Genomic DNA, 24833 nt, shown 5'->3' on the forward strand with positions numbered 1-24833 from the left:
ACGCCCGGGAGGTGCCGATGCCGACATCCGACGGAACCCGCCGATCGTGGGCGACGTTCTCAGAATCGATCTCATCGCGGATCTGGCCGTTGCCCGTCGCTGCGATCATCGCGGCGGTGGTCCTGGGCATCCTGCTGCCCATCATCGACTCGGCGGTGGACGAGCAGCTCGCCGGCTGGCTCGGCGCGGTCCTCTTCAGCGGCGGCGTCGACGCGGCGCGCGCGGTGCTCACGACGATCGCCGGCTCGCTCATCACCGCGACCTCGCTGACCTTCTCGCTCACCGTCATCGCCCTGCAGCTCGCGAGCAGCCAGGCCTCGCCGCGCCTGCTGCGGACCTTCTCGTCCGACCGCATGGTGCACGCCACCCTCGCGATCTTCCTCGGTACGTTCGCCTACGCCCTGACGGTGCTCCGCACGGTCTCGGACACGGGATCCATGGTGCCGCGCATCGCCGTCACGCTCGCGTTCCTGCTCACGCTCACGAGCGTCGTGATGCTGGTCGTCTTCCTCGCCCACCTCGCGAGCAGCCTGCGCGTCGAGACGATGATGCGCGACGTCCACCGGGACACCGGGCGCACGATCGCGCTCGTCGGCTCCGACGACCGCGCCACCGCGCCCGCACCGGAGCGCCCCGACGGCGCGAGCGCAGTGCTCGCCCGCCGGTCGGGCTTCGTGACCGGGATCGATCGCGACGCCCTCATCGCCGCGGCGCGAGAGCACCGGGCGGTCGTCCGCGAGCTCCGGCAGGTCGGAGCGAGCGTCATCGAGGGCACGCCGGTCGCCGAATGGTGGCCGGACGGGGCCCGAACGGATGCCGCGGCCGGAGCCGGGCCCGGGACCGGGCCCGAACCGGGCACGCGCGCCGATCGCTCGGCGCTCGAGGGCGCCATCGTCGAGGCCTACCGGGTCGGATACGAGCGGACCTCGCCGCAGGACATCGGGTTCGGCCTGCGCCAACTCGTCGACATCGCGACCAAGGCGCTGTCGCCCGGCGTGAACGACCCCACGACGGCGGTGCATGCGCTCAGCCACATCTCGGCCGTGCTCGCCGACATCGCGGACCTCCCGGAGCCGCCGAGTGCGTACGCGGACGAGGACGGCACCGCGCGCGTCGTCCCGGTGCGCCACGATTTCGCCGAACTCGTCGAGGTCGGCATGCAGCAGGTCCGTCGGTACGGCGCCGACGATCCCGTCGTCGTCGCGCGGCTGTTCGAGCTCGTCGAGGATGTGGGGCGCCGCGCGGCGCGCCCCGAACTCCGGCGCGTGCTCGACGGGCAGCTCGACCGCCTGGTCGCGAGCGTGGCTGCCGCGGACTTCGACCCGCACGAGCGCGCCGAGTTCGCGCGGCTGGCCGATCGAGCCCGCGCCGCGCTCGCTCAGCCCGGCTCGATGTCCGCGTAGCGGCCCCGCGCGCTCGCGGGGCTGCTCCTGCCGCCGCCCGGCTCAGCCACGAACGGGCGACGGCGTGCGCCCGGGCCGCGCTGCCACGCGACCCGGACGCACGCCGATGCTCGGTACCGCCGGATCAGGCCGCGGTCTCGTCGACCTCGGGCTGCTGCGGCGCGCCGGCGTTCACGCCCTCGGCGTAGGCGTCGCGGAGCGAGCCGCCGAGACCGGCGTCGACGTTCGTCCAGTACTGGAAGAACCGCTCCCGGATCTCCTCGACCGTGATCGCGTTCGCCTGGCCCGAGAGGGTCTCGAGCAGGCGCGCCTTGGCCTCGGCCGAGTACACGTCGCGGTAGAGCGTGCCGGCCTGGCCGAAGTCGGAGTCATCCGCTCGCAGGGTGTAGGCCGTGCGGACGAGCGAGCCGTCGGCCTCCCAGCCGCCCTCGCCCGCGGCATCCGCCGACGCCACCGGACCGCCGACGGAGTTCGGCGCGTAGACCGGCGCCGTCGGCGCGTTGAAGTGGTAGCGCGCGGCGCCGTCCTGCGAGTAGTTGTGCACGGATGCCGCGTGCGGCGCGTTCACCGGCAGCTGGTTGTAGTTCGTGCCGACGCGGTAGCGCTGCGCGTCGGGGTAGCTGAACACGCGGGCCATGAGCATCTTGTCGGGGCTGATCGCGATGCCCGGAACCGTGTTCGCCGGCGAGAAGGCCGCCTGCTCGATCTCGGCGAAGAAGTTCTGCGGGTTGCGGTCGAGGGTCAGCGTGCCGACCGGGATGAGCGGGTAGTCGGCGTGCGGCCACACCTTGGTGAGGTCGAACGGGTTGAAACGGTAGGTCTTGGCGTCCTCGTAGGGCATGACCTGCACGAAGAGGTCCCACTTCGGGTGGTCGCCCCGCTCGATCGCCTCGTACAGGTCGCGGCGGTAGAAGTCGGCGTCGGCGCCCGCGATCGCCTCGGCGGTCTCGGCGTCGAGGTGCAGGTCGCCCTGCTGCGAGCGGAAGTGGTACTTGACCCAGAACTGCTCGCCCTCGGCGTTGATCCACTGGTAGGTGTGCGAGCCGTAGCCCTGCATCTCGCGCCACGACTTCGGCAGGCCGCGGTCGCCCATGAGGTAGGTCACCTGGTGGGCCGACTCGGGCGAGAGCGTCCAGAAGTCCCACTGCATGTCGGCGTCGCGCAGGCCCGAGCCCGGGAGGCGCTTCTGCGAGTGGATGAAGTCGGGGAACTTCGCGCCGTCGCGGATGAAGAACACCGGGGTGTTGTTGCCGACGATGTCGTAGTTGCCCTCGGTCGTGTAGAACTTCAGCGAGAAGCCGCGCACGTCGCGCCAGGTGTCGGGCGAGCCCTGCTCACCGGCGACCGACGAGAAGCGCAGGAGCGTCTCGGACTCGGTGCCGGGCTGGAACACGGCCGCGCGGGTGTAGGCCGAGACATCCGCCGTCACCTCGAAGCGACCGAACGCGCCGCCGCCCTTGGCGTGGACGATCCGCTCCGGGATCCGCTCCCGGTTGAACTGGGCGAGCTTCTCGACGAGGTACCGGTCGTGCAGCACCGTGGCGCCGTCGGCGCCGACCGTGAGCGAGTGCGCGTCGCTGGCGACGGGCGTGCCCGTCTGGGTGGTCGTCACGGGCGGGGTCGTAGGGTTCGACATGTCGTCCTTCTCTTCTCGGTGGGTGGATGCCGCGGCGCGGCGGTGCACGACGTGCGGGCACGACGAGCACCGCCCCGGCCGGGCGGTCGGCGCGCGAGCGCGCCTGGGCGAGCGGATGCCGCCGGGCTAGCCGGCCGGCTCCCGCCGGCAGTTCGCGCAGAGGCCCCAGAAGGTGACCTCGGCGGTGTGGATGGCGAAGCCGGCCGCATCGGCCGGAACGAGGCACGGCGGCTCGCCGATGACGCAGTCGACGTCGGCGACGGCGCGGCACCTCGTGCACACGACGTGGTGATGGTTGTCGCCGGTTCGGCTCTCGTAGAGCGCGGGCGACTCCGCGGGCTCGATGCGCCGGAGCAGGCCCGCGTCGGTGAGTGCGCCGAGCACGTTGTAGACCGACTGCAGCGACGTGCCGGGCAGCGTCTCGCCGACCCTGGCGCGAACGGCATCGGCGTCGAGGTGGCCCCCGGCTTCGACGATGCCGAGCACCGCCACGCGAGGGGCGGTGACCTTGAGCCCCGCCGCACGGATGCGCGCGACCGCGTCATCGTGCGTGGCGGTGATCTCCATGCTCCGAGCATATCCAGTTGTTTTGAGTGGATCAAATCAACTGAGCGTCCGTCGGACCGTGGTGGACGGACGGAAGAGGGCGGGGCGGCTCCGAGGCCGCCCCGCCCTCCCGGCGGTCATCCCTGCCGGCTCAGTAGCCGATGGGGATGACGCCGTTGTCGGTCTGGTAGCCGGTGACGGGCGCGTGCGGGATCTCGTCCCAACGCGACGCGTCCTCGGCCTGGACCTCGCCGGTGGCCATGCCCACGAGCAGTTCCTGCAGCGCGAGCACGTTCTGCTTGATCGACTTGCCGCGCGCCTTCTGCCCGAGGCTGCCATCGCTGGTGTTGCCGCTGGTCTCGAAGAAGATCGCCGGGTTGGAGTGCCCCTCGGGGTTCAGCCCGTCGTGGTCCAGGCCGAGCATCATCGCCGAGACCACACCACCCTTGATATCGATCTCGAGGCTGCCACCGACCTGGTACCGGTCGATGTTGACGTACCCGTACTTGGACAGCTCGTCGAACACGTGCACCTGCATCTGACGCGTGAGCACGTCGTACGCGCCACCCTCGATGCCCGGCAGCGTCGGACCGCCCGGAGCCAGCGAGATGCCCAGCGAGAACGTCACATCATCACCCGTGCCGTACTCGCGCTTGAGGCCCTGATGGTGGATGTCGATCGCGAACGCCGGATCGACCATCGTCCAGTACTCGTAGAACGCCTCCGACTCGGCCGCGGCGAACTTGCCCACACCCCAGTCCCGGTTCAGGTCGATCCGCTGCGCCGACCCGTCCTGCAGGATCGTGTGCCGGATGTTCAGCTCCGACCCGTCCGGGTTGTACATCGGGATCACGTGGAACGTGTACGTCTCACGCAGCAGCTTCCACTCCGGCGACCCGTTCGTGCCGAGCTCCTTCAGCACCGACAGCAGCGACTCCGTGCCGTACGGCTCGTTGCCGTGGATCCGGCCCTGCAACCACACCGCCTCGGGCCCGTCGCCGACCGTGGCCACGTACAGGTCCCGGCCCTGCTCCGACATCGACACCGCGGTGCCCACCTCGGCGAGGGTCTGCACCTCGACATCGAACCGCGACGTGCGCTCGATCCGATCCAGCTCGGCGACCAGACCATCGAAATCGACGATGCTCGAGATATTCGTCTTGCCCTCGGTCGAGGGGAAGTTCGGATCAGCGAACGCGGGCGTACCCGCCGCGAACGGAACCGCCACCGCCAAAGCGGCGGTGGCAGCGATCGTGGTGGTGCGTCGGCGGGTGAACTTCGGGGTGGTACCAGTGGTCATCCTTGACTCCCAAATGCAGTCGAAATGCCGGTGAAGGCGGCACGAGACCCGGGAACCAACGCCCCACGAGCCTTGACCGCGAGCCTACGGAGACTCCACTCCGCACGACAAGGGACACCCGTCCGCATTGTTCAACGATCTTCGCACCACACGTCCGTGCGTTCGCATGCAATCGCGCGCGACGCGGCTACGACCTGGCGCCCTCCGGCTCGTCGGCCCGCTGGACGGGGATCGCCTGCGTGAACTCCGACGCCCGGTTCTCGCCGTCGGCCGTACCCGAGAACAGCCCGGCACGCGGGGTCGCCCCCGGTGTCGACCGGGGCTCGGATGCCTCCCGGCCCACGATCACCCGCTGCTGCGGGAGCGCCGCGGCATCCTCGTCGCGCAGCCACTCGACGAGCTCCTCGCGCACGAGGCACCGCAGATCCCACAGGGCCGCGGAGTCGTCGGCACTCACTGTCACGCGCACGCGCACGAGACCGCCCGTGGCATCCGTCACCTGGATGACGCTCGTGCGGCCGTCGAAGAGGTCCGTACCCGCCAGGATGCGATCGAGCTCCTCGCGCATGGCGTCGGTCGACACGCGCCAGTCGACGTCGAACTCGACGGCGCCGATGAGGTCGCTGCCGTACTTCGTCCAGTTCTCGAACGGCTTGGTCGTGAAGTAGGTGCACGGCAGCACCAGGGTGCGATCGTCCCACGTCACCACGACGACGTAGCTCAGGGTGATCTCGCGGATCCGCCCCCACTCGCCCTCGACGACGACGACGTCGTCGACCCGGATCGCCTCGCTGAACGCGATCTGGATGCCCGCGAACATGTTCGAGAGCACCGACTGGGCCGCCAGGCCCGCGACGATCGAGGCGATGCCCGCCGAGGCGAGGACGCTCGCACCGACCGCGCGCACGCCCGGGAACGTCAGCAGGATGGCGCCGATGGCGACCACCACGATGACCACGACCACCAGGCGGCGGATGATCTGGAACTGGGTGTGGATTCGGCGTGCCACGCGGTTGTCCGCGACATCCAGCCGGTACCGGCTCACGCCGAGGTCGGCGAGGAACAGGAACGACTGCGCGACCAGCCACGCGCCCGCCGCGATCATCGCGATCAGGTAGGCGTGGTCGACCGCGGGTCGCCACGGGGCTTCCGGGAACGAGATCGCCGTGGCGATCCACGTGCCCGCCAGCAGGAGGACCGTGCGGAACGGCCACCTCGCGCGGCGGATGAGGATGCCGACCCGGTCGCTGCGACGCGCGGCGGCGCGCAGGATGAGCGCCGCGATCGTCGAGACGAGGAACGCGGCGAGCGCCGCGACCCCCAGCGAGATGACGAACAGCAGCAGGTGCTCCCAGTCGGATGCGTCGGGCACGCGGGTCTCCCTCCGGTCGGCCCACCAGCGTAGGCCGGACCCCCTCGGGGGGCGCAAACCGAGCGGCGGACTCGCACCGAGTACTCAGCCCACGGCGGCCTCGACTCCCCCGCTCCCTCCGCCCCCTCAACTCCCTCCGCTCACCTCGACCCCCTCCGCTCACCTCGACCCCCTCCCCCGCGAGAAGGTGCCATATGCACCGCTGGGGGTCCGCAGCGGTGCATATGGCACCTCCTCGCGCAGGCTGGGGCGCGACGTCATGCCCGATAGCCTGAACGGATGGCGCTCACCGACCTCGTCACCCTGCCCGGCGGCACGTTCCGCATGGGCAGCGACCGCCACTACCCCGAGGAGGCCCCCGCGCACGAGCGCGTCGTCGCGCCGTTCGCCATCGAGCGTCACCCCGTCACCAACGACCAGTTCGCCGAGTTCGTCGCCGCGACCGGCTACGTCACGACCGCCGAGCGGCCCCTCGACCCAGCCGAGTTCCCGGATGTCGCCGAGGCCGACCGCGCACCCGGCTCGCTCGTCTTCACGCAGACGCCCGGCCCGGTCGACCTCAGGGACTGGCGGCAATGGTGGCGGTGGGTGCCGGGCGCCCAGTGGCGGCATCCGTTCGGGCCAGAGAGCGATCTCGAGGGCCGCGGCGACCACCCGGTCGTGCACGTGTCGTACGCCGACGTCACGGCGTACGCCGACTGGGCCGGACGTCGCCTGCCGACCGAGGCCGAATGGGAGTTCGCCGCGCGCGGCGGGCTCGACGGCGCGGAGTTCGCCTGGGGCGACGAGCGGATGCCGGACGGCGCGGTCATGGCGAACACGTGGCAGGGCGACTTCCCGTTCCGCAACACCGGCTGGGGCGGAACCTCGCCCGTGGGCTCCTACCCGGCGAACGGCTACGGGCTCGTCGACGTCATCGGCAACGTGTGGGAATGGACCTCCGACGCGTTCACGCCGCGGCATCTGCCCCCGGACGCGGCATCCGTCGATCGCGGCCCGCGACCGGACCTCCTCGCGGGCGCCCCGCCGTCGCAGGCACTGCACGTGACCAAGGGCGGCTCGCACCTGTGCGCGCCCGAGTACTGCCGCAGGTACCGCCCCGCGGCGCGCTCGTCGCAGGCGGAGGACTCCTCGACGACGCACCTCGGGTTCCGGCTCGCGGCCGACCCCGTCTGACTGTCGCGCCGGGCGGGCGACGCCGTCAGCGGCATCCCGCGCGGAGTCAGCGGTACTCGGGGTTCGGGCCCTCAGGCGTCGGCGTGTACCCCCAGCGCTCGCCCGAGTCCCAGGCATCGCGCACGTTGCCGACCGCGGGGATGCCGCCGGCGTCCTTGAGCAGCTTCGCCAGGTGCAACAGGTTGTACGTCATGAACGTCGTGTTGCGGTTGGTGAAGTCGTTCTCCGGGCCGCCGGATCCCTCGTCGAGGTAGCTCGGCCCGGGGCCGGCCTCGCCGACCCACCCGGCGTCCGCCGCGGGCGGGATCGTGTAGCCGACGTGCTGCATGCTGTACAGCAGGTTCATGGCGCAGTGCTTGATGCCGTCCTCGTTGCCGGTGAGGATCGCACCGCCCACCTTCCCGTAGTAGACGTACTGTCCGTGCGCGTTCTTCATCCCGCTCATCGCGTACAGCCGCTCGACGAGTCGCTTGGTGACCGAAGAGTTGTCACCCAGCCAGATCGGCCCGCCGATGACGAGGATGTCGGCCGCCTCGACGAGCGGCCAGATCTCGTCGGGCCAGGCATCGGTCTCCCACCCGTGCTCGCGCATGTCGGGGTAGACGCCGCTCGCGACGTCGTGGTCGACCAAGCGCACGGTCTCGACCTCGACGCCGCGGCTGCGCATGAGCGCGATGCTCGCGTCCATGAGGCCCTGGGTGTGGCTCACCTCGGGTGAGCGCTTGAGCGTGCAGTTGACGAACACCGCACGCAGGCCGCTGAAATCCGGTTCCGCATCCATGTGGCGACGCTACCCCGCTGGTCGTCCGAACACGAGTGCCGGGCGACCCGAGGCAGCGGATGCCACGGCTCAGTAGGTCAGCAGCGAGTGAACCTCGTAGCGCCCGTCGAGGAGCGATCGTGCGCCGAGCGCCTCGAGTTCGATCGCGACCGAGATCCCCGCGACCTGCCATCCCGCCCGCTCGACGAGCCGGGCCGCGGCTGCGACCGTGCCGCCGGTCGCGAGCACGTCGTCGACGATCAGCACGCGCGAGCCCGGCGCGAGTTCGCCCTCGTGCACCTCGAGGGCGGCCGAGCCGTACTCGAGCGCGTACTCCTCGTTGAGCACCGCCCGGGGCAGCTTGCCGGCCTTGCGCACGGGCAGCACGCCCGCCCCGGACAGCACCGAGGCTGCGCCCGCGAGCAGGAACCCGCGCGCCTCGACCCCCGCGAGGTGGTCGAACGCCCCGTCGAACGGCGCGGTGAGCGCGCCGGCGAGGGCGTGGAAGGCCGCGGCGTCGGCGAAGACCGGCGTCAGGTCGCGGAAGACGATCCCGGGTTCGGGGAAGTCGGGGATCGTCACGAGCCGGGACTCGACGAGGTCGCGGACCTGCGCTTCGTTCACCAGAGCAGCCTATGCCGACCGACCGCCGCACGACCGTTCGATGGATGCGAACGCCCAGACTCGCCTGATTGCATGGAGCGGTGACCACCCCCTCCCCCATGCAGTCCGCCGCGCCCGCGGCATCCGCTCTCCCGCGCACGCCCGACCGGCCCGCCGACAGGCTCTCGCCGAAGCGGCTCTTCCGCGTGCTCGCCTTCGCCGAGGCCGTGACGTGGACCATCCTGATCACCGCGCTGATCCTCCGCGCGACGGCGGGGCTCGACCAGACCGTGCTCATCGGCGGATCGATCCACGGCTTCGTCTTCCTCGCCTACGCCTTCACCGCCGCGCTCGTGGGTGTGAACCAACGCTGGCCGTTCGGGCTCATCGTGCTCGGCGTCGTGTTCGCGGTCGTGCCCTACGCGACCGTGCCGTTCGAGATCCGGCTGCTGCGACGCGGCCGGCTCGAGGGCGGATGGCGCCGCGACGCGACCGACCACCCCGCCGACGGCAGCCCGATCAACCGCATGCTGCGGTTCTTCCTCGCGCGTCCGATCCTGCTGACCGTGCTCGCCGTGCTCGGCATCGCCGCGGTCTTCGCGGCCCTCTTCGTCATCGGCCCGCCCGGCGGGCGGCACTGAGCGCCCGAGCGCCGACCCTCCGAGCCGCCTCGCACCCGGCATGCTCAGGTGAGCACGGCGGGTAGACTCGCAGGGACCGGCATCCGCCCGCGGCATCCGTCTCGCCGCCGTTTCCTGGAGCTCGCCACCGTGACCACCGAAACCACCGCCACGACCGCTGCCCACGACCCGGCGCCCGCCGGGCCGGCGCTCGACACCGTCGAGGTCGCCGCCGCGACGCCCGAGAAGGAGCAGCCGTACGCCGCGCTCGGGCTCAAGCCCGACGAGTACGAGCGGATCCGCAACATCCTCGGCCGCCGGCCGACCTCGGCCGAGCTCGCCATGTACTCGGTCATGTGGAGCGAGCACTGCTCGTACAAGTCGAGCAAGGTGCACCTGCGCCAGTTCGGCAAGAAGGTCACGCCCGAGATGAAGCGGCACCTCATGGTCGGCATGGGCGAGAACGCCGGCGTGCTCGACATCGGCGAGGGCTGGGCGGTCACGTTCAAGATCGAGTCGCACAACCACCCGAGCTACATCGAGCCGTTCCAGGGCGCAGCGACCGGCGTCGGCGGCATCGTGCGCGACATCATCTCGATGGGCGCTCGCCCGGTCGCGGTCATGGACGCGCTGCGCTTCGGGGCGATCGACCACCCCGACACCGCGCGCGTCGTGCACGGCGTGGTCTCGGGCATCAGCTTCTACGGCAACTGCCTCGGCCTGCCGAACATCGGCGGCGAGACCTGGTTCGACCCGGTGTACCAGGCGAACCCGCTCGTGAACGCCCTCGCGGTGGGCGTGCTCAAGCATGAGGACCTGCACCTGGCCAACGCCAAGGGCGCGGGCAACAAGGTCGTGCTCTTCGGCGCCCGCACGGGCGGCGACGGCATCGGCGGCGCGTCGATCCTCGCCTCCGACACGTTCGCCGAGGGCGGGCCGACCAAGCGCCCCGCGGTGCAGGTCGGCGACCCGTTCGCCGAGAAGGTGCTCATCGAGTGCTGCCTCGAACTGTTCGCGGGCGACCTCGTCGAGGGCATCCAGGACCTCGGCGCGGCCGGCATCTCGTGCGCGACGAGCGAGCTCGCCTCGAACGGCGACGGCGGCATGTCGATCGTCCTCGACGACGTGCTGCTGCGCGACCCCACGCTCACGCCTGAAGAGATCCTCATGAGCGAGAGCCAGGAGCGCATGATGGCGATCGTGCGCCCCGAGAAGCTCGCCGGGTTCCTCGAGGTCGTGCAGAAGTGGGATGTCGAGACCAGCGTGCTCGGCGAGGTCACCGACACCGGGCGCCTGTCGATCACCTGGCGCGGCCAGGAGATCGTGAACGTCGACCCACGCACGGTCGCCGTCGACGGGCCGGTCTACGAGCGCCCGATGACCTACCCGTCGTACCTCGATGCGCTGCAGGCCGACACGGCCGCGTCGCTCGAGCGCCCCGCCGACGACGCCGGCGACGCGCTGCGCACGCAGTTCCTGCAGCTCGTGGGTTCGGCCAACCAGGCGGATGCCGCGTGGATCACCAACCAGTACGACCACTACGTGCTCGGCAACACGGCCCTCGCGAGCCCCGACGACGCGGGCATGATCCGCGTCGACGAGGAGTCGGGCCTCGGCGTCGCGGTCGCGACCGACGCGAACGGCCGCTACTGCCAGCTCGACCCGCGGCAGGGCGCCAAGCTCGCGCTCGCCGAGGCGTACCGCAACGTGGCCGTGTCGGGCGCGAAGCCCATGGGCGTCTCGGACTGCCTGAACTTCGGCAGCCCCGAGAACCCCGAGGTCATGTGGCAGTTCGCCGAGGCCGTCGAAGGCCTCGCCGACGGATGCCTCGAGCTCGGCATCCCCGTCACCGGCGGCAACGTCAGCTTCTACAACCAGACCGGCGACGTGCCGATCCACCCGACCCCGGTCGTCGCGGTGCTCGGCGTGATCGACGACGTCGCGCGCCGGATCCCGTCGGGCTGGCAGGACGAGGGCCACAACATCTACCTCCTCGGCGACACGCACGCCGAGCTCGACGGCTCGGCGTGGGCCGGCGTCGTGCACGGGCACCTGGGCGGTCGTCCGCCGGCCGTCGACCTCGGTCGCGAGCACGCGCTCGGCGAGCTGCTTCGCGCCGCCGCGCTCGAGGGCCTCATCGACTCGGCGCACGACCTGTCCGACGGCGGTCTCGCGGTCGCACTGGCCGAAGCGGTGGGCCGGTTCGGCGTCGGCGCCCGGGTGTTCCTCGGCGAGGTCACCGCTGACGCGGGCATCGATGTCGCGACGGCGCTGTTCTCGGAGTCGACGGGCCGCGTGATCGTGAGCGTTCCGCGCGAGGACGACGTGAAGTTCCGTGGCCTGTGCGAGGGCCGCGGCTACCCGGTACGCCGCATCGGCGTGACGGATGCCGCATCCGGCTCGCTCGAGGTCCAGGACGCGTTCACGGTTCCGATCGAGGAGCTCCGCACCGTCAACCGCGCCCCGCTGGCCGACGCGTTCGGCCCGGTCGTCGGGTACTGAGGCTCGGGTCGTCGGGATGTCCGACGGCCGGGCTCGCGATCGACCAGCGGCTCGACGCGTTCCTCGTGACACGCGCCTGACGCGGCGTCCCGTCGCTTCGGGAGGACGGGGCGAGCGCTGGCGCGAGGGCCGCCTGCCCGCCGTCACGACGTTCGGCTTCTGAGCCCCGGTCCGGTCGGCCGGTCGCGCGCGAGCCGCCACAGCTCGACCCAGTCCTCCGTGGCCAGCCCGCTCGGGCGGGTCGCGGGGTGGATGTCGCGATCGCGGAGCACCCGCCGCGCCATGCCCTCGGGGATCGGCCGGCCGGTGCGCGCGAGCACCTGCGGGAGTGCACGCCCCCGACCCTGGAAGACGTCGCCCACCCATGCCCGGTAGGCCCCCCGCTCGCGGGCCGGCACGAGCGGTGCGGGCCTCCGGTCGATGCGGAACACGCCGCCGTCGACCGAGGGCACGGGCCTGAACCCGCGCGCCGGGACGCGCCGGTCGAGGGTGAACCGGTACCAGGGCGCCGACTGCACCGTCAGCATGCTCGTTCCGCCCACTCCGCACCGCCGGCGGGCGACCTCCCACTGGGTGAGCAGGATCGCGCTCCCCCACCGGTCGGCGTCGAGCACACGGCGGAGGATGGCGGTGGTGAGGTGGAACGGCACGTTCCCCACGATCGCGTGCGGCTCGCGCGGCAGCGGCCACCGCAGGACGTCCGCCTGCACGACGGTCGCCGCGGTGCCGAGTTCACGCCGGAGCGCCGCCGCGCGGCGCGGGTCGACCTCGACCGCGGTGAGGGGCCGGCCGAGATGGGCGAGCTCGCGCGTGAGCGCGCCGCCGCCCGCCCCGAGCTCGACGATCTGCCCGCTCGTGGTCGCGGCGAGTGCGGTCATCCGCTCGATGACGCCGCGGTCGACGAGGAAGTTCTGCCCGAGTTCGTGGCGGCCGCCGTGCGGCGCTCGCGGTTGCGCCTTCGGCCGCGCGGCCTGGGTCGGGGGGAGGTGATGGGACCGGCGCGCGTCCGGTCGATGGTTTCGTGGTCGTCGCATGAGTGCTCCGTCGGCTGGGAGTCGACAGCCGGGTACGGCGAACCGCACCACGGCCCTGGGTGAGGGCCGAGGCGGAGCAGTGGTCGGATGGTCCGGTCGCTCCGCCTCAGGCGGTGCGGGGCCGGATGATCAGCGCGAACGACATGCATGACATGGTTGGGGAGGCTACCAGAACGGATCGGGGCCTCGCCAGCGCGGCGCCCGGTCCGGCGCTCAGGCGCCCTGCGGCGGGTGGGCGAGCAGGTCGACGCGTTCGGCCAGGTACGGCTCGAGGGGCAGCGCGGCATCGGCTGCGGCCGGGTTCCATCGAACGCCGACCACGGGCCCGCCGTCGCGGTCGGCCATGAGCACGAGCGGGTCGGAGTCGGCCGCGCGCGCGACGGCGGCGAGGTCGAGCGGCACCGCGTCGAAGACGACGCTCGCACCCTCCGGGATGCCGCCGCGGACCGCCGCAGCGCGAAGGGCGCGATGCTCGGCGACGGACTCGGCCGTCACGCCCCGTCTGGCGACGCGCTCGGCGCGGACCACCCGCCCGGTCGAGTACAGCCGGCCGTCGGTGTCGAGCAGCAGCACCCCGAGGCGCCAGACGCGCCCGATCGCGCGCATGCGCGGCGACCGGGGCACCCCCAGGATGCGACGCCCGGGCACGTACTCAGCGAGGGTCTCGGTGCGAGCGGATGCCGCTGCGAGCGTCTCGGCGGCCCGCCGGACGGCCTCGCGTGCCCGCGCGACCGCGACCGCGGCATCCGCTGCGCCCTCGTCGCTCACCGCTCCCGGTCCTTCGCCCGGCGGATCCGGGCCGGCCCGAGGCTCGCCCCCACGCCGATGACCACGATCCCCGCGAACAGGAAGCCGTAGCGCCCGACGAGCACGCCGTACAGGCCGAGCACGATGCCCACGACCACGACGATGCGCGCGACGCGCGTGCGCACCCGCGGGTCGACCCACCAGCGTCCGATCATCCCGCGGATCACGGGCGCGCCCCCATCGCGGCGCCGACGTCGAACGCGCGGCCGGTCGCCTGCTCGGCGAGCATCCACACGCGTTCGCCGATCCGGGGATCGCGGCTCGTCGCGGTCGGCGTGCCGAGCACCGGAGGCCCCTTGACCAACCGGGCGGGCCCCCAGAACTGCCCGCCCTCGACGTCGTCGGCGGTCGCGGCGTGGACCACGACATCGGCGCCGCGGTGCTTGCCCTGCGCACCCGCCGCCTGGAGCGCGTCGAGGAACCGATCGGCCCGGGACGGTTCGTTGACGCCGGGAACGCGCGGGGTGCGCCCCGAGATCGAGTAGCCGGGGTGGGCGACGAGGCTGTGCACGCGGGGCGTGACGGATGCCGCACCGACCGCCTCGGCTGCGTCCGTCGCCGCACGCCGCAGGCGTCGGTCGAGTTCGAACGCGATCGAGGCGGCGGCGATCTTCGACTGGGCGTAGGCGCGCCAGGCGTCGTAGGAGCGTTCCAGTTGCAGGTCATCGACACGGAACGTCGAGAGGCGCATCGAGAGCGATCCCAGCGTCACGACGCGGGCACCGGCGGCCAGGTGCGGGAGCATGCCCTCGAGCAGCGCGAAATGGCCGAGCACGTTCGTGGCCAGCACGAGCTCGTTGCCGTCGACCGATTCCTCTCGGCGGGACGGGGTGTGCACCATGCCCGCGTTGAGCACGACGACGTCGAGCGGTGCACGGTCGAGGAGACGGTCGACGCCCGCTCGGACCGAGGCGAGCGAGGAGGTGTCGACGACGAGCGTGTCGACCGACGCCGTCGGCACCCGCCCGCGGATCGCGGCGACCGCGGCGGCGAGCCGCCCGGGATCGCGTCCGGAGAGCGTGACGTGCGCCCCCGCTGAGGCGAGCCTCGCGGACGTGAAGAAGCCGATCCCGGCGTTCGCACCGGTGACCAGCACCTGGCGCCCGGCCTGTGGCGCGACCGGACTCGGGTACCAGTTCACGCGCGAACCGTCGGGGCTTGGGTTCCGGTCATGCCTCGACCCTACTTCGGCGGGCAGCCGCCGCGCGCTTCGGGGGGCTGCCCCCGGGCGTGCATCCGATCCGGCGGGTAGCGTCGGAGCCGAAACCACTTCACCGGGGGAACTCCATGCGCACACCGATTCGTCCCATCGCCGCGACGGGGATCGTCGCGCTCGCCGCGATCACGCTGTCGGGGTGCGCGTTGATCGGTCCGCCGCGCACGCTCTCGGATGACGCCGCGGTGGGCGAGTCGATCACCGCGATCCGCATCGACGACCCCGTCGGGTCGGTGAGGGTGATCGCGACCGCCGGGACCTCCGGGGCCTCGCTCGAGCGGACCCTCCGATACCGGGGCGCCGACCGCAGGTTCGACGCGACGCACTCGGTCGAGGGCGACACGCTCGTGCTCGGCGGATGCGGGCGCAACTGCTCCGCCTCGTACGTGCTCGAGGTGCCAGAGGGGGTCGACGTGACCGGTCGGACCTCCGACGGCGCGATCGAACTGACCGGCGTCGGCGAGGTCGAGGTCGCCACGTCGAACGGGCGGATCGAGCTCGACGGGGTCTCCGGGGGCGTCGACGTCGAGACCTCGAACGGCCGCATCGCCGGGCGCGGACTCGAGGGCGACGGCATCCGCGCCTCGACCTCCAACGGCGCGATCGAACTGACCCTCGGCGTCGCACAGGACGTCGTCGCGAGCACGTCGAACGGAGCGATCGACGTCACGGTCCCGCGCGGTGCCGGGTTCAGCATCGAGACGGAGACGTCCAACGGACGCGTCGAGATCGACGTCGACGAGGACCGCGACGGCGACCACCACCTGGACCTGCGGACCTCGAACGGATCGATCCGGGTCGTCGAGGGCGGCTGAGCTCAGGGGCGCTCGGTCCCGCTCGCGAGCTCCTCGTGATGCTGGATGACCTCGGCGACGACGAAGTTGAACCACTTCTCGGCGAACGCGGGGTCGAGGTGCGCGTCTTCGGCGAGCGAGCGCAGGCGGGCGATCTGACGCTTCTCGCGATCGGTGTCGCTCGGCGGCAGGCCGTGGCGGGCCTTGAGCCGCCCGACCTGCTGGGTGAACTTGAAGCGCTCGGCGAGCAGGTGGATGAGGGCCGCGTCGATGTTGTCGATGCTCGAACGGATGCCGAGCAGTTCGGTCATCGCGGCGTCGCGCTCGTCGACGGCGGCGTCGGAGCCGGTCGGGGCTGCGGCTGCTGGGGTCTCGGCACTCATGCTTCGACCCTAGGCGACGCCGAGCGGCGGATGCGCCGCCGCTCGGCGCCTCCCGGGTGCGCCGGGTCGTGACCGCGTCATTCCGCCGGGGCGGGCACGGCCGACCGGAACGCGCGCAGCCGCAGGCTGTTGCCGACCACGAAGACGCTCGAGAACGCCATCGCGGCACCCGCGAGCATCGGGTTGAGCAGTCCCAGCGCGGCGAGCGGGATCGCGGCCGTGTTGTAGGCGAACGCCCAGAACAGGTTGCCCTTGATGGTTCCGAGCGTGCGGCGCGAGAGCCGGATCGCGTCGACCGCTGCGAGCAGGTCGCCGCGGACGAGCGTGAGGTCGGCCGCCTCGATCGCGACGTCGCTGCCGGTGCCCATCGCGATGCCGAGGTCGGCCTGCGCGAGCGCGGCGGCGTCGTTGACGCCGTCGCCGACCATCGCGACCGCGCGGCCCTCGCCCTGGAGTCGCGCCACGACGGCCGCCTTGTCGGCAGGCAGCACCTCGGCGACGACCCGGTCGATGCCGACCTCCGCGGCGACCTGTCGCGCCACCGTCTCGTTGTCGCCCGTGAGCAGGATCGGCTCGAGCCCGAGGTCGCGCAGGCGCGCGATCGCGTCGGCGCTCGTCGGCTTGATCGCGTCGGCGACCGTGAGTGCGCCGCGCACGCGGCCGTCCCAGGCGACGACGACCGCGGTGCGGCCCTCGGCTTCGGCTGCGGTGACGGATGCCGCGACGCGCGCGTCGGGGGCGATCGACCATTCGGCGAGCATCGCCGGCCGGCCCACGAGCACGAGGTGCCCGTCGACCACGCCGTGCACGCCGAGCCCGGGGCGGTTCTCGAACGAGTCCGGCGTCGGCAGGTCGCCGATCCTGGCCGCCGCTCCGGTCGCGATCGCCCTCGCGATCGGGTGCTCCGACGCGTGCTCGAGCGCCCCCGCGAGGCGGAGCAGGTCGGCCTCGTCGACGTCATCGGCGGGGTGCACGCCCGCGAGCGACATCCGCCCGCTCGTGACGGTGCCGGTCTTGTCGAGCACGATCGTGTCGACGCGGCGCGTCGACTCGAGCACCTCGGGGCCCTTGATCAGCACGCCCAACTGGGCGCCGCGACCGGTTCCGACGAGCAGCGCGGTCGGGGTCGCGAGCCCGAGCGCGCACGGGCACGCGATGATGAGCACCGCGACGGCCGCGGTGAACGCGGCCTCGACCGGGAACCCGACGCCGATCCAGGCGCCGAGCGTTCCGACGGCGATGAGGATCACGATCGGCACGAAGACGCCCGCGACCCGGTCGGCGAGCCGCTGCACGCGGGCCTTGCCCGACTGGGCGTCCTCGACGAGGCGTGCCATCTGGGCGAGCTGGGTGTCCGCCCCGACCCGGGTCGCACGCACCACGAGCCGGCCGCCCGCGTTGGCGGTCGCGCCGATGACGTCGTCGCCCGCTTCGACCTCGACCGGGACCGACTCTCCCGTCACGAGCGACGCGTCGACCGCGCTGCGCCCGTCGACGACGACGCCGTCGGTCGCGATCTTCTCGCCCGGCCGCACGACGAAGTCGTCGCCGACCGACAGCTCCCCGACCGGGATGCGCGTCTCGACGCCGTCGCGGAGCACCGCGACATCCTTCGCCCCGAGTTCGAGCAGCGCCCGCAGCGCCGCACCCGCGGCGCGCTTGGACCGCTTCTCGAGGTAGCGGCCGAGCAGGACGAACATGGTCACGCCCGCCGCGACCTCGAGGTAGAGGTTCGCGGAGCCGTCGGTCGGTGCGACGGTGAACGCGAAGCCGTGCACCATGCCGGGTTCGCCCGCGGTTCCGAGGAACAGGGCGTACAGCGACCACAGGAACGCCGAGGTCACGCCGAGCGAGACGAGCGTGTCCATCGTGGCGGCGCCGTGCCGCAGGTTGACCAGCGCCGCCCGATGGAACGGCCACGCGCCCCACGTGACGACGGGTGCGGCGAGCGCGAGCGACGCCCACTGCCAGTACGTGAACTGCAGCGCCGGGACCATCGCGAGCACGATGACCGGCACCGAGAGCACGACGGAGGCGATGAGCCGCGTGCGCAGCGAGCGGAGTTCGGCGTCGGCCCTCGACTCGGCCGGGGCGGATGCCGCGGAACCCGCGTCGTTCGCACCGCTCGCGCCGGCGGCATCCGCTCGGGCACCGGTCGGCGCCGGCGGGGCCGGGAGCTCCGCCCGGTAGCCGGCCGCTTCGACCGTTGCGATGAGCTCGGCGGTGCCGACGCCCGCCGGCGCCGAGACGCGGGCCTTCTCGGTCGCGTAGTTGACGGTGGCGCTCACGCCGCCGCCGAGCTTGTTGAGTTTCTTCTCGATGCGCATCGCGCAGGACGCGCAGGTCATGCCGCCGATCTCGAGTTCGACGACTCGCGCGCCTGCGGACTCGGTCGCGAGTTCGGTCATTCGTGTTCCTCCCCGTGCGAGGTCCAGTCGGCCGAGAGCTCGGCCGGGATGACGAGCGGGGCCACGACGAGCGCGGCGGTGAAGACCACCGCCGCGCCCGCCGCGAACAGCCCCAGCCTGGCTGCCGTTCCCATCCGCGTCAGGCGCGGACGGCCGAGTAGCCGGCTTCGCCGACCGCGGCGATCACGCCGGCGTCGTCGAGGTCGTCGGGAGCGGAGATCGTGAGCGTGCCCGCGGCGGCGGACACCGCGATGTCGGTCACTCCCGCGAGCTGCTCGACCTCTTCGCGCACCGACAGTTCGCAGTGACCGCACGTCATCCCGGTCACCTGGTACTCGCGCTGCGTCATCTCGTTCTCCTCGTCTGGTTCCGGATCGTTCGGATGGTACCCCACTGGGGTACCACCCATCTGAACGGTATACCCCTCGGGGGTATTCCGCAACCGGTGCCGCCGCGCGGCCGGCACCACGAGGCCGGCACCCGCGGCCGGCACCCGCGGCCGCCGCGCGCACACGGAAGCGGCGCGACATCCGCCCCCACGGATGCCGCGCCGAACCGGACGCCGCCGACTCCTATCGGGGCGTCGCCCTCCGGATCACGAAGAACCCGAGGATCCCCCAGCCGACCGCGATCGCGAGCAGCAGCGAGAACCCGCCGACCAGCCCGAGGGAACCCAACCACTCCCACAGCGCCATCCACGACTCGGAGAACGTCAGCCAGGCCACCACCGCGAGCGCGATGAGCACGGCGATCGAGAGGAGGGTCATCATGCCGCGCATGCGCCACCGCATGTACACGGTCGTGACGCCGGCACCGACGAAGAGCACCAGCAGCTGGAGGGCGAAGGTCGTGTAGAACGCGGCGCCCCAATCGAGCCCGACGTACCAGAGGGCGTCGAACATCCCCGCGCCGATCCCCCAGCCGCCCGTCGCACGTTCGACGAGCATGAGCGTCGCGATCGCGGTCGCGTACATGATCGACGCGAGCACGAACATCAGGCTCGTGCCGAGCCAGTAGTCGCGCCGGGTCGCGCCGAATCCCAGCGCGAACGGGAACGTGTACGAGACGGCCTGGACGCCGACGACCACCAGGTACCACTGCGGCGACAGCACCGCCCAGCTGTACTCGAAGCCCGTCTGGGCGTCGGAGACCCCCGCGCCACGGAGGATGAGCGCGATGACCATCGTCACCGCCCAGGCGCCGCCGAGGATGAAGGTCGGCACGAGGAAGAAGATCGACGGGTTGACGGTGTGCAGCCGGGTGATGCGGAGGATCTCGTGCGGGCGGGTCCGGCGCTCGCGCTCGGCGACGGGCACGGCTGCGGTGGCGGCGGTCATGCGGCGACCCCCTTCTCGTTCGGACCGGCGAGTTCGGTGCCGGTGAGGTGGACGATGAGCTGCTGGAGTGAGACGGGCGCGAGCTCGAGCCCGAGCTCGGCCGCGCGGATCCGGTCGCCCCGATCGAGCTGGCCGTCGACCGTGACCGAGGCGAGGCCGCCGAGCGAGTCGCGCGCCATCACCGGCCGGGTGCCCACGAACTGCTCGACGGCGGCGCTGGGTCCGGCGACCGTGGTCGCGCTCCCGCGCACCTCCTCGGCGTCGCGGTCGAGGAGGATCCGGCCCTGGTCGATGAGGATGACGTGCTCGAGCAGGTTCGCGACCTCGTCGATCAGGTGCGTCGAGAGGACGACCGTTCGCGGATGCTCCGCGTAGTCCTCGAGCAGCCGGTCGTAGAAGATGTGTCGTGCGACCGCGTCGAGCCCGAGGTACGGCTCGTCGAAGAAGGTCAGCGGCGCCCGCGACGCGAGTCCGACGATGACGCCGACCGCGCTCAACTGCCCGCGCGAGAGCTTCTTGACGCGCCGCTTCACGGGCAGTCGGAAGTCGGCGATGAGCCGCTCGGCGAACTCCCCGTCCCAGTTCTCGAAGAACCACGGGGCGGCGTGGAACACGTTGGCGGGCGTGAAGTCCTCGGGGTAGCGCTGGGCCTCGGCGATGAAGCACATGCGGCGCAGCACGTCGGCGTGCTCGGCCGGGGTCCTGCCGAAGACCTCGAGCTCACCCGCGTTCGCGAAGATCTGCCCCGTGAGCAGCTGCATGATCGTGGTCTTGCCGGCGCCGTTGCGCCCGAGCAGGCCGTAGATCCGGCCTTCCTGGATGTCGAGATCGACGCCGTCGATCGCCGTGAACGAGCCGTAGCGCTTGGTGAGCCCGCGCGCCCGGGCGACGGTGCTGGTCATGAGGTGATCCTTTCCCCGCGGAGCATTCCCGCGAGCTCGTCGACGCCGATGCCGAGCCGTGCGGCTTCGGCGACGAGTGGTCTGAGGTAGTCGGCGGCGAACTCCGCGCGCCTGCGTTCGACGATGCGTTCACGCGCCCCCGGGACGACGAACATCCCCACGCCGCGACGCTTCGCGACGATGCCCTGTTCGACGAGCCGGTTCACGCCCTTGAGCGCCGTCGCCGGGTTGATCCGGTGGAACGCGGCGAGCTCGTTGATCGAGGGGATCGCGGCATCCTCGTCGATCGCGCGGTCGAGGATCTCGTCCTCGAGCCGCTCCGCGATCTGCAGGAAGATCGGCCGCGATTCGTCCATCCGCGTCCCTCGTTTCAGTTGTTCGGTTAGTTGGTTCAGTAACTAACCAAGCATGCGAGCCAGCGGATGTCAAGACCCGCGCCGCAATCAGCCTCGGGCGTTCGCGCGCCGGCGAGCCGACGGCATCCGCACCCGGCCCTGCGCGAGCAGGATCCCCAGCATGACCACCAGCGCACCGACCGGCTCGTTCCACGACAGCGGATCGCCGAGCACGACCACGCCGAGGACCACCCCGACCACGGGCGTCACGTAGGTCACGGTCGACGCATTCGTCGGGCCCCAGTCGCGGATCACGCCGATGTTCCACACGTACGCCAGCCCGGTGCCCAGGATGCCGAGCACCGCCAGGCTCGCCACGATCGGAAGGCTCAACGCCACCGGACCCACCGCGAGCACCGGCGTCAGGAGCAGCATGACCAGCGCCCCCATGCCGACCTGCAGGAACGCGAACGTGGTCTGCGCGATCGGCCGGCCGCTCAGGAACCTCCGCGTGTACCCGAACATCACTCCGTAGCACGCCGTCGCACCGAGGCACGCGAGCTGGCCGACCAGGCTGCCCGCGAGTTCCGAACGCCACGGAGCGATGATCACCACGACACCGGCGATGCCGACCGCGACGCCCAGCCAGCGCGACGCGTCCAGACGCTCGACGCGGAACGCGAGCGTCGCGACGAGCGCCGTCATGATCGGCGTCGTCGCGTTCAGGATCGACGCGAGGCTCGAGGTCACGCTCTGCTGCGCCCACGAGAACAGCAGGAACGGGATCACGCACCCGACGACGCCGATCACCAGGAAGTGCATCCACACCACGGGCTCGCGCGGCAGCACCGACCCGCCCGAGACCCGCGGCCGCACCGCGAGCACCACGAGGCCGAGGGTCAGTCCACCGAGCACGGTCCGCGTCCACGCGACCTGGGTGAACGACACCCCGGCGAGCGCCACCGCCATGAACATGAAGCTCGCGCCCCACACGAGACCCGCGCCGAGGAACTGCGCCCAGGTGCGGATGCCGCCGCGACGCGGTGCGGCGACCGCCTGGGCTGCGGCGCCTGCGGAGGTGGTGCTGATACTCACCCGCACACGGTACGGCCGGCATCCGCTCGCCGCGACGCCCGCCGGATGCGATGTCCGGAACCCGCCGAAGGTTGGCAGCGCAACGGCGACGGATGCCGAGCCCGCCGCCCGTGGCAACGGCGACGGATGCCGGGCCCGCCGCCCATGGCAACGGCGACGGATGTCAGGCCCGCCGCCCGTGGCATCCGCTCGGTCATGCCGGCGACGAACCGCCGGCCGGTCGAAGTGGCGCACTCCGCCCGCTCAGGACGATCGGCTCGACACGCCGCCAGACCCGCTCCGACACGCCGCTGGAGCTGAAAATCCTCCTGAATCGCTGGGGTGGGTGGGGGGTGGGGGTGGGGGTGTGGGTGGGGGTGTGGGTGGGGGTGGGGTGTGGGTGGGTGGGTGGGTGGTGGGGCAGCGCAACGGGGGCGGATGCCGGGCCGTGGCCCGAGGCATCCGCCCCCGTCGTGCCGGCGACGAGGTCAGGGCAGGCGTTCCCACCCCGTCGCAGTCTCGGATGGCGGCCGCCGAACCCCCCGGCGGCCGCCGGCCCCGCTAGTGGCTCACCGCCTTCTCGGCCCCGACGCCGGTCAGCGAGCGCACCTCCATCTCGGCCTGCTTCTCCGGGCTCTCGACCGTCTTGTCGAGGACGCTCACGATCCAGCCCAGGAGGAAGGCCAGCGGGATGGAGACGATGCCCGGGTTCGACAGCGGGAACCAGGCGAAGTCGATCGCCTCGGTCTTCAGCATCGACGTCTCGGAGCCCGAGACGACCGGCGAGAAGGCGATGAGCACGATCGCCGAGATGAGACCCCCGTACATGCTCCAGAGGGCGCCCCTGGTGGTGAAGCGCTTCCAGAACAGCGAGTACACGATCGTCGGCAGGTTCGCCGATGCGGCCACCGCGAACGCGAGCGCCACGAGGAACGCGATGTTCTGGCCGTTGGCGCCGATGCCGCCGATGATGGCCACGATGCCGATGATGACCACGGTGCGACGGGCGACCTTGACCTCGGCGCCCGGCTCGGGCTTGCCCTTCTTCACGACCGACGCGTAGATGTCGTGCGCGAAGCTGGCCGCAGCGGTGATCGTGAGGCCGGCCACCACCGCGAGGATCGTCGCGAACGCGACCGCCGAGATCAGGCCCAGCAGGAGCGGGCCGCCCAGCTCGAACGCCAGCAGCGGGGCCGCCGAGTTCGGGCCGCCGGGGGCCGCCGCGATGACCGACGGGCCGACGAGCGCAGCCGCGCCGTAGCCGAGCACGAGGGTGAACACGTAGAAGATGCCGATGAGCCAGATCGCCCACACGACCGACTTGCGCGCCTCCTTGGCGGTCGGGACCGTGTAGAAGCGCATGAGCACGTGCGGGAGCGCCGCGGTGCCGAGCACCAGCGCGAGGCCGAGCGAGACGAAGTCGATCTTCGTCGCCTCCGTCGCGCCGTACTTCAGGCCGGGGTCGAGGATCGCCGGGTTGCCGGCGACGGCGACGGCCTGGTCGAGCAGCGCCGAGAAGTCGAACCCGTTGATCGCGAGCACCCACACGGTCATCAGCCCCGCGCCCGCGATGAGCATGACGGCCTTGATGATCTGCACCCAGGTCGTGCCCTTCATGCCGCCCACGAGCACGTAGAGGATCATGAGCCCGCCGACGACCGTGATCACGACGGCCTGGCCGAGCTGGTCGCCGATGCCGAGCAGCAGCGAGACGAGCCCGCCCGCACCGGCCATCTGGGCGAGGAGGTAGAAGAAGCAGACGACGAGGGTCGTGGTCGCGGCCGCGATGCGCACCGGGCGCTGCTTGAGGCGGAACGAGAGCACGTCGGCCATCGTGAACTTGCCCGTGTTGCGCAGCAGCTCGGCGACCAGCAGCAGCGCGACGAGCCAGGCCACGAGGAAGCCGATCGAGTAGAGGAACCCGTCGTAGCCGTTGATCGCGATCGCGCCGACGATGCCGAGGAACGACGCCGCCGACAGGTAGTCGCCGGCGATCGCCGACCCGTTCTGGCCGCCCGTGAACGAGCGCCCGGCGGCGTAGTAGTCGGCCGCGGTCTTGTTGTTCCGGCTCGCCCGGAACACGATCACCATCGTGATCGCGACGAACGCACCGAAGATGGCGATGTTGAGCCAGGGGTCGCCCGGCGAGGCGGAGGCGGCGGACTCGAAAGCGAACATCAGCGGACGACCTCTCCGTCTGCGAGGGCGCCGGCCTCGATCTCGTCACGGAGCTGCTCGGAGCGCGGGTCGAGCTGCTTGTTGGCGTAGTGGACGTACCACTGGGTCACGGCGAAGGTCGTGACGACCTGCGCCAGGCCGAGCACCATCGCCACGTTCACGCTGCCGAACACGCGCGTCGACATGAAGTCGTGCGCGTACACCGCGAGGAGCACGTAAGCGAGGTACCAGACCAGGCACGCCGCGAGGACGGGGAACACGAAGCGGCGGTGCGTCGTGCGCAGCTCCGCGAACTCCGGTGATCTCTGGACTGCGCGGTAGTCGACCGTGCTGAGGTCGGTCTCCGCGCGCAGGGCGTCGTTGCCCATGGCGTCTCTCCTTCGAGGGGGTGCGGCGGGTCAGGGCCCGCCGCAGCGGTCGCATCGAGTCCCATGCTGACCAACCTCG

25 protein-coding genes are annotated in these 24833 nt (G+C 71.8%); 5 read left to right on the forward strand and 20 right to left on the reverse strand.

Features of this window, described 5'->3' with window-relative positions; translation table 11 throughout:
• The first annotated feature begins 89 nt into the window (after positions 1-89).
• Positions 90-1403 (forward strand): DUF2254 domain-containing protein, encoded by a 1314-nt coding sequence (locus tag DSM26151_RS13555; RefSeq protein WP_234660049.1) that lies wholly within the window; start codon positions 90-92, stop codon positions 1401-1403.
• 124 nt (positions 1404-1527) lie between these two features.
• Here DSM26151_RS13555 and DSM26151_RS13560 read toward each other — a convergent pair whose 3' ends face one another.
• From DSM26151_RS13560 to DSM26151_RS13575, 4 genes are all read right to left on the reverse strand, one after another.
• Positions 1528-3039 (reverse strand): catalase, encoded by a 1512-nt coding sequence (locus DSM26151_RS13560; RefSeq protein WP_234660050.1) that lies wholly within the window; start codon positions 3037-3039, stop codon positions 1528-1530.
• Positions 3040-3165: 126 nt separating this feature from the next.
• Positions 3166-3606 carry a Fur family transcriptional regulator gene (locus DSM26151_RS13565; protein WP_234660051.1) on the reverse strand — a complete coding sequence of 147 codons (441 nt, stop codon included), beginning with the start codon at positions 3604-3606 and terminating at the stop codon, positions 3166-3168.
• Positions 3607-3736: 130 nt separating this feature from the next.
• Positions 3737-4885: a M14 family zinc carboxypeptidase gene (locus tag DSM26151_RS13570; protein WP_234660052.1), complete on the reverse strand. Its 1149-nt coding sequence runs from the start codon at positions 4883-4885 to the stop codon at positions 3737-3739.
• A 187-nt stretch (positions 4886-5072) separates the two neighbouring features.
• A complete protein-coding gene (locus tag DSM26151_RS13575; RefSeq protein WP_234660053.1) occupies positions 5073-6257 on the reverse strand; it encodes a mechanosensitive ion channel family protein in 1185 nt (394 codons plus the stop codon).
• 279 nt (positions 6258-6536) lie between these two features.
• Here DSM26151_RS13575 and DSM26151_RS13580 point away from each other — a divergent pair, with 279 nt between their 5' ends.
• Complete coding sequence (locus DSM26151_RS13580) at positions 6537-7433, forward strand: formylglycine-generating enzyme family protein (RefSeq protein ID WP_234660054.1); 897 nt, start codon at positions 6537-6539, stop codon at positions 7431-7433.
• Between the two features lie 46 nt (positions 7434-7479).
• On the opposite strand, the gene DSM26151_RS13585 is transcribed toward DSM26151_RS13580, so the two are convergent.
• Together DSM26151_RS13585 and DSM26151_RS13590 are read right to left on the reverse strand one after the other, a co-directional pair.
• Positions 7480-8214 (reverse strand): flavodoxin family protein, encoded by a 735-nt coding sequence (locus tag DSM26151_RS13585; RefSeq protein ID WP_234660055.1) that lies wholly within the window; start codon positions 8212-8214, stop codon positions 7480-7482.
• Positions 8215-8283: 69 nt separating this feature from the next.
• Positions 8284-8817, reverse strand: a complete 534-nt coding sequence (locus DSM26151_RS13590; protein WP_234660056.1) for an adenine phosphoribosyltransferase — start codon at positions 8815-8817, stop codon at positions 8284-8286.
• Positions 8818-8897: 80 nt separating this feature from the next.
• On the opposite strand from DSM26151_RS13590, the gene DSM26151_RS13595 reads away from it, so the two are divergent.
• Both DSM26151_RS13595 and purL read left to right on the forward strand, forming a co-directional pair.
• Positions 8898-9437 carry a DUF3817 domain-containing protein gene (locus DSM26151_RS13595; protein ID WP_234660057.1) on the forward strand — a complete coding sequence of 180 codons (540 nt, stop codon included), beginning with the start codon at positions 8898-8900 and terminating at the stop codon, positions 9435-9437.
• A gap of 129 nt (positions 9438-9566) precedes the next feature.
• On the forward strand, positions 9567-11918 hold the full coding sequence (gene purL / locus DSM26151_RS13600; protein WP_234660058.1) for a phosphoribosylformylglycinamidine synthase subunit PurL: 2352 nt from the start codon (positions 9567-9569) through the stop codon (positions 11916-11918).
• 143 nt (positions 11919-12061) lie between these two features.
• Here purL and erm read toward each other — a convergent pair whose 3' ends face one another.
• The 4 genes from erm to DSM26151_RS13620 form a co-directional block, all read right to left on the reverse strand.
• Positions 12062-12952 (reverse strand): 23S ribosomal RNA methyltransferase Erm, encoded by an 891-nt coding sequence (gene erm, locus DSM26151_RS13605; protein WP_234660059.1) that lies wholly within the window; start codon positions 12950-12952, stop codon positions 12062-12064.
• A gap of 213 nt (positions 12953-13165) precedes the next feature.
• Positions 13166-13720, reverse strand: coding sequence for a hypothetical protein (locus DSM26151_RS13610; RefSeq protein WP_234660060.1), 555 nt, complete (start codon positions 13718-13720; stop codon positions 13166-13168).
• Positions 13717-13914 (reverse strand): hypothetical protein, encoded by a 198-nt coding sequence (locus tag DSM26151_RS13615; RefSeq protein WP_234660061.1) that lies wholly within the window; start codon positions 13912-13914, stop codon positions 13717-13719. Before DSM26151_RS13615 ends, DSM26151_RS13610 begins: the two co-directional genes overlap by 4 nt.
• A gap of 8 nt (positions 13915-13922) precedes the next feature.
• Positions 13923-14900, reverse strand: coding sequence for an SDR family NAD(P)-dependent oxidoreductase (locus tag DSM26151_RS13620; RefSeq protein ID WP_234660062.1), 978 nt, complete (start codon positions 14898-14900; stop codon positions 13923-13925).
• 146 nt (positions 14901-15046) lie between these two features.
• Here DSM26151_RS13620 and DSM26151_RS13625 point away from each other — a divergent pair, with 146 nt between their 5' ends.
• Positions 15047-15790: a DUF4097 family beta strand repeat-containing protein gene (locus tag DSM26151_RS13625; RefSeq protein WP_234660063.1), complete on the forward strand. Its 744-nt coding sequence runs from the start codon at positions 15047-15049 to the stop codon at positions 15788-15790.
• Between the two features lie 2 nt (positions 15791-15792).
• On the opposite strand, the gene DSM26151_RS13630 is transcribed toward DSM26151_RS13625, so the two are convergent.
• The 10 genes from DSM26151_RS13630 to DSM26151_RS13675 all read right to left on the reverse strand — a co-directional run bounded on the left by DSM26151_RS13630 (position 15793) and on the right by DSM26151_RS13675 (position 24754).
• Positions 15793-16152: a chorismate mutase gene (locus DSM26151_RS13630; RefSeq protein WP_286328982.1), complete on the reverse strand. Its 360-nt coding sequence runs from the start codon at positions 16150-16152 to the stop codon at positions 15793-15795.
• A 77-nt stretch (positions 16153-16229) separates the two neighbouring features.
• Entirely contained in the window at positions 16230-18560 is a 2331-nt protein-coding gene (locus DSM26151_RS13635) for a heavy metal translocating P-type ATPase (RefSeq protein WP_234660064.1), read from the reverse strand.
• Positions 18557-18694, reverse strand: a complete 138-nt coding sequence (locus DSM26151_RS13640; RefSeq protein ID WP_234660065.1) for a hypothetical protein — start codon at positions 18692-18694, stop codon at positions 18557-18559. The genes DSM26151_RS13635 and DSM26151_RS13640 overlap by 4 nt, the downstream gene beginning before the upstream one ends.
• Positions 18695-18699: 5 nt before the next feature.
• Positions 18700-18909 carry a heavy-metal-associated domain-containing protein gene (locus DSM26151_RS13645; RefSeq protein ID WP_234660066.1) on the reverse strand — a complete coding sequence of 70 codons (210 nt, stop codon included), beginning with the start codon at positions 18907-18909 and terminating at the stop codon, positions 18700-18702.
• A gap of 223 nt (positions 18910-19132) precedes the next feature.
• Entirely contained in the window at positions 19133-19897 is a 765-nt protein-coding gene (locus tag DSM26151_RS13650; protein WP_234660067.1) for a hypothetical protein, read from the reverse strand.
• Entirely contained in the window at positions 19894-20799 is a 906-nt protein-coding gene (locus DSM26151_RS13655; protein ID WP_234660068.1) for an ABC transporter ATP-binding protein, read from the reverse strand. Before DSM26151_RS13655 ends, DSM26151_RS13650 begins: the two co-directional genes overlap by 4 nt.
• Positions 20796-21155, reverse strand: coding sequence for a GntR family transcriptional regulator (locus DSM26151_RS13660; RefSeq protein ID WP_234660069.1), 360 nt, complete (start codon positions 21153-21155; stop codon positions 20796-20798). The genes DSM26151_RS13655 and DSM26151_RS13660 overlap by 4 nt, the downstream gene beginning before the upstream one ends.
• A gap of 87 nt (positions 21156-21242) precedes the next feature.
• Positions 21243-22229 carry a DMT family transporter gene (locus tag DSM26151_RS13665; protein WP_234660070.1) on the reverse strand — a complete coding sequence of 329 codons (987 nt, stop codon included), beginning with the start codon at positions 22227-22229 and terminating at the stop codon, positions 21243-21245.
• 540 nt (positions 22230-22769) lie between these two features.
• Positions 22770-24386 carry a solute symporter family protein gene (locus DSM26151_RS13670; protein WP_234660071.1) on the reverse strand — a complete coding sequence of 539 codons (1617 nt, stop codon included), beginning with the start codon at positions 24384-24386 and terminating at the stop codon, positions 22770-22772.
• Entirely contained in the window at positions 24386-24754 is a 369-nt protein-coding gene (locus DSM26151_RS13675; RefSeq protein ID WP_234660072.1) for a DUF485 domain-containing protein, read from the reverse strand. The genes DSM26151_RS13670 and DSM26151_RS13675 overlap by 1 nt, the downstream gene beginning before the upstream one ends.
• Positions 24755-24833 lie beyond the last annotated feature (79 nt).

This window comes from Agromyces marinus (genome assembly GCF_021442325.1).
GTDB classification, from domain to species: Bacteria; Actinomycetota; Actinomycetes; order Actinomycetales; family Microbacteriaceae; genus Agromyces; species Agromyces marinus.

Bases quoted from the DNA above. Each gene is read 5' to 3' on its own strand.
- DSM26151_RS13560 (WP_234660050.1), bottom strand. From the start codon at position 3,039: ATGTCGAACCCTACGACCCCGCCCGTGACGACCACCCAGACGGGCACG.
- DSM26151_RS13565 (WP_234660051.1), bottom strand. From the start codon at position 3,606: ATGGAGATCACCGCCACGCACGATGACGCGGTCGCGCGCATCCGTGCG.
- DSM26151_RS13570 (WP_234660052.1), bottom strand. From the start codon at position 4,885: ATGACCACTGGTACCACCCCGAAGTTCACCCGCCGACGCACCACCACG.
- DSM26151_RS13580 (WP_234660054.1), top strand. From the start codon at position 6,537: ATGGCGCTCACCGACCTCGTCACCCTGCCCGGCGGCACGTTCCGCATG.
- DSM26151_RS13585 (WP_234660055.1), bottom strand. From the start codon at position 8,214: ATGGATGCGGAACCGGATTTCAGCGGCCTGCGTGCGGTGTTCGTCAAC.
- erm (WP_234660059.1), bottom strand. From the start codon at position 12,952: ATGCGACGACCACGAAACCATCGACCGGACGCGCGCCGGTCCCATCAC.
- DSM26151_RS13615 (WP_234660061.1), bottom strand. From the start codon at position 13,914: ATGATCGGACGCTGGTGGGTCGACCCGCGGGTGCGCACGCGCGTCGCG.
- DSM26151_RS13625 (WP_234660063.1), top strand. From the start codon at position 15,047: ATGCGCACACCGATTCGTCCCATCGCCGCGACGGGGATCGTCGCGCTC.
- DSM26151_RS13630 (WP_286328982.1), bottom strand. From the start codon at position 16,152: ATGAGTGCCGAGACCCCAGCAGCCGCAGCCCCGACCGGCTCCGACGCC.
- DSM26151_RS13635 (WP_234660064.1), bottom strand. From the start codon at position 18,560: ATGACCGAACTCGCGACCGAGTCCGCAGGCGCGCGAGTCGTCGAACTC.
- DSM26151_RS13640 (WP_234660065.1), bottom strand. From the start codon at position 18,694: ATGGGAACGGCAGCCAGGCTGGGGCTGTTCGCGGCGGGCGCGGCGGTG.
- DSM26151_RS13645 (WP_234660066.1), bottom strand. From the start codon at position 18,909: ATGACGCAGCGCGAGTACCAGGTGACCGGGATGACGTGCGGTCACTGC.
- DSM26151_RS13650 (WP_234660067.1), bottom strand. From the start codon at position 19,897: ATGACCGCCGCCACCGCAGCCGTGCCCGTCGCCGAGCGCGAGCGCCGG.
- DSM26151_RS13655 (WP_234660068.1), bottom strand. From the start codon at position 20,799: ATGACCAGCACCGTCGCCCGGGCGCGCGGGCTCACCAAGCGCTACGGC.
- DSM26151_RS13660 (WP_234660069.1), bottom strand. From the start codon at position 21,155: ATGGACGAATCGCGGCCGATCTTCCTGCAGATCGCGGAGCGGCTCGAG.
- DSM26151_RS13670 (WP_234660071.1), bottom strand. From the start codon at position 24,386: ATGTTCGCTTTCGAGTCCGCCGCCTCCGCCTCGCCGGGCGACCCCTGG.
- DSM26151_RS13675 (WP_234660072.1), bottom strand. From the start codon at position 24,754: ATGGGCAACGACGCCCTGCGCGCGGAGACCGACCTCAGCACGGTCGAC.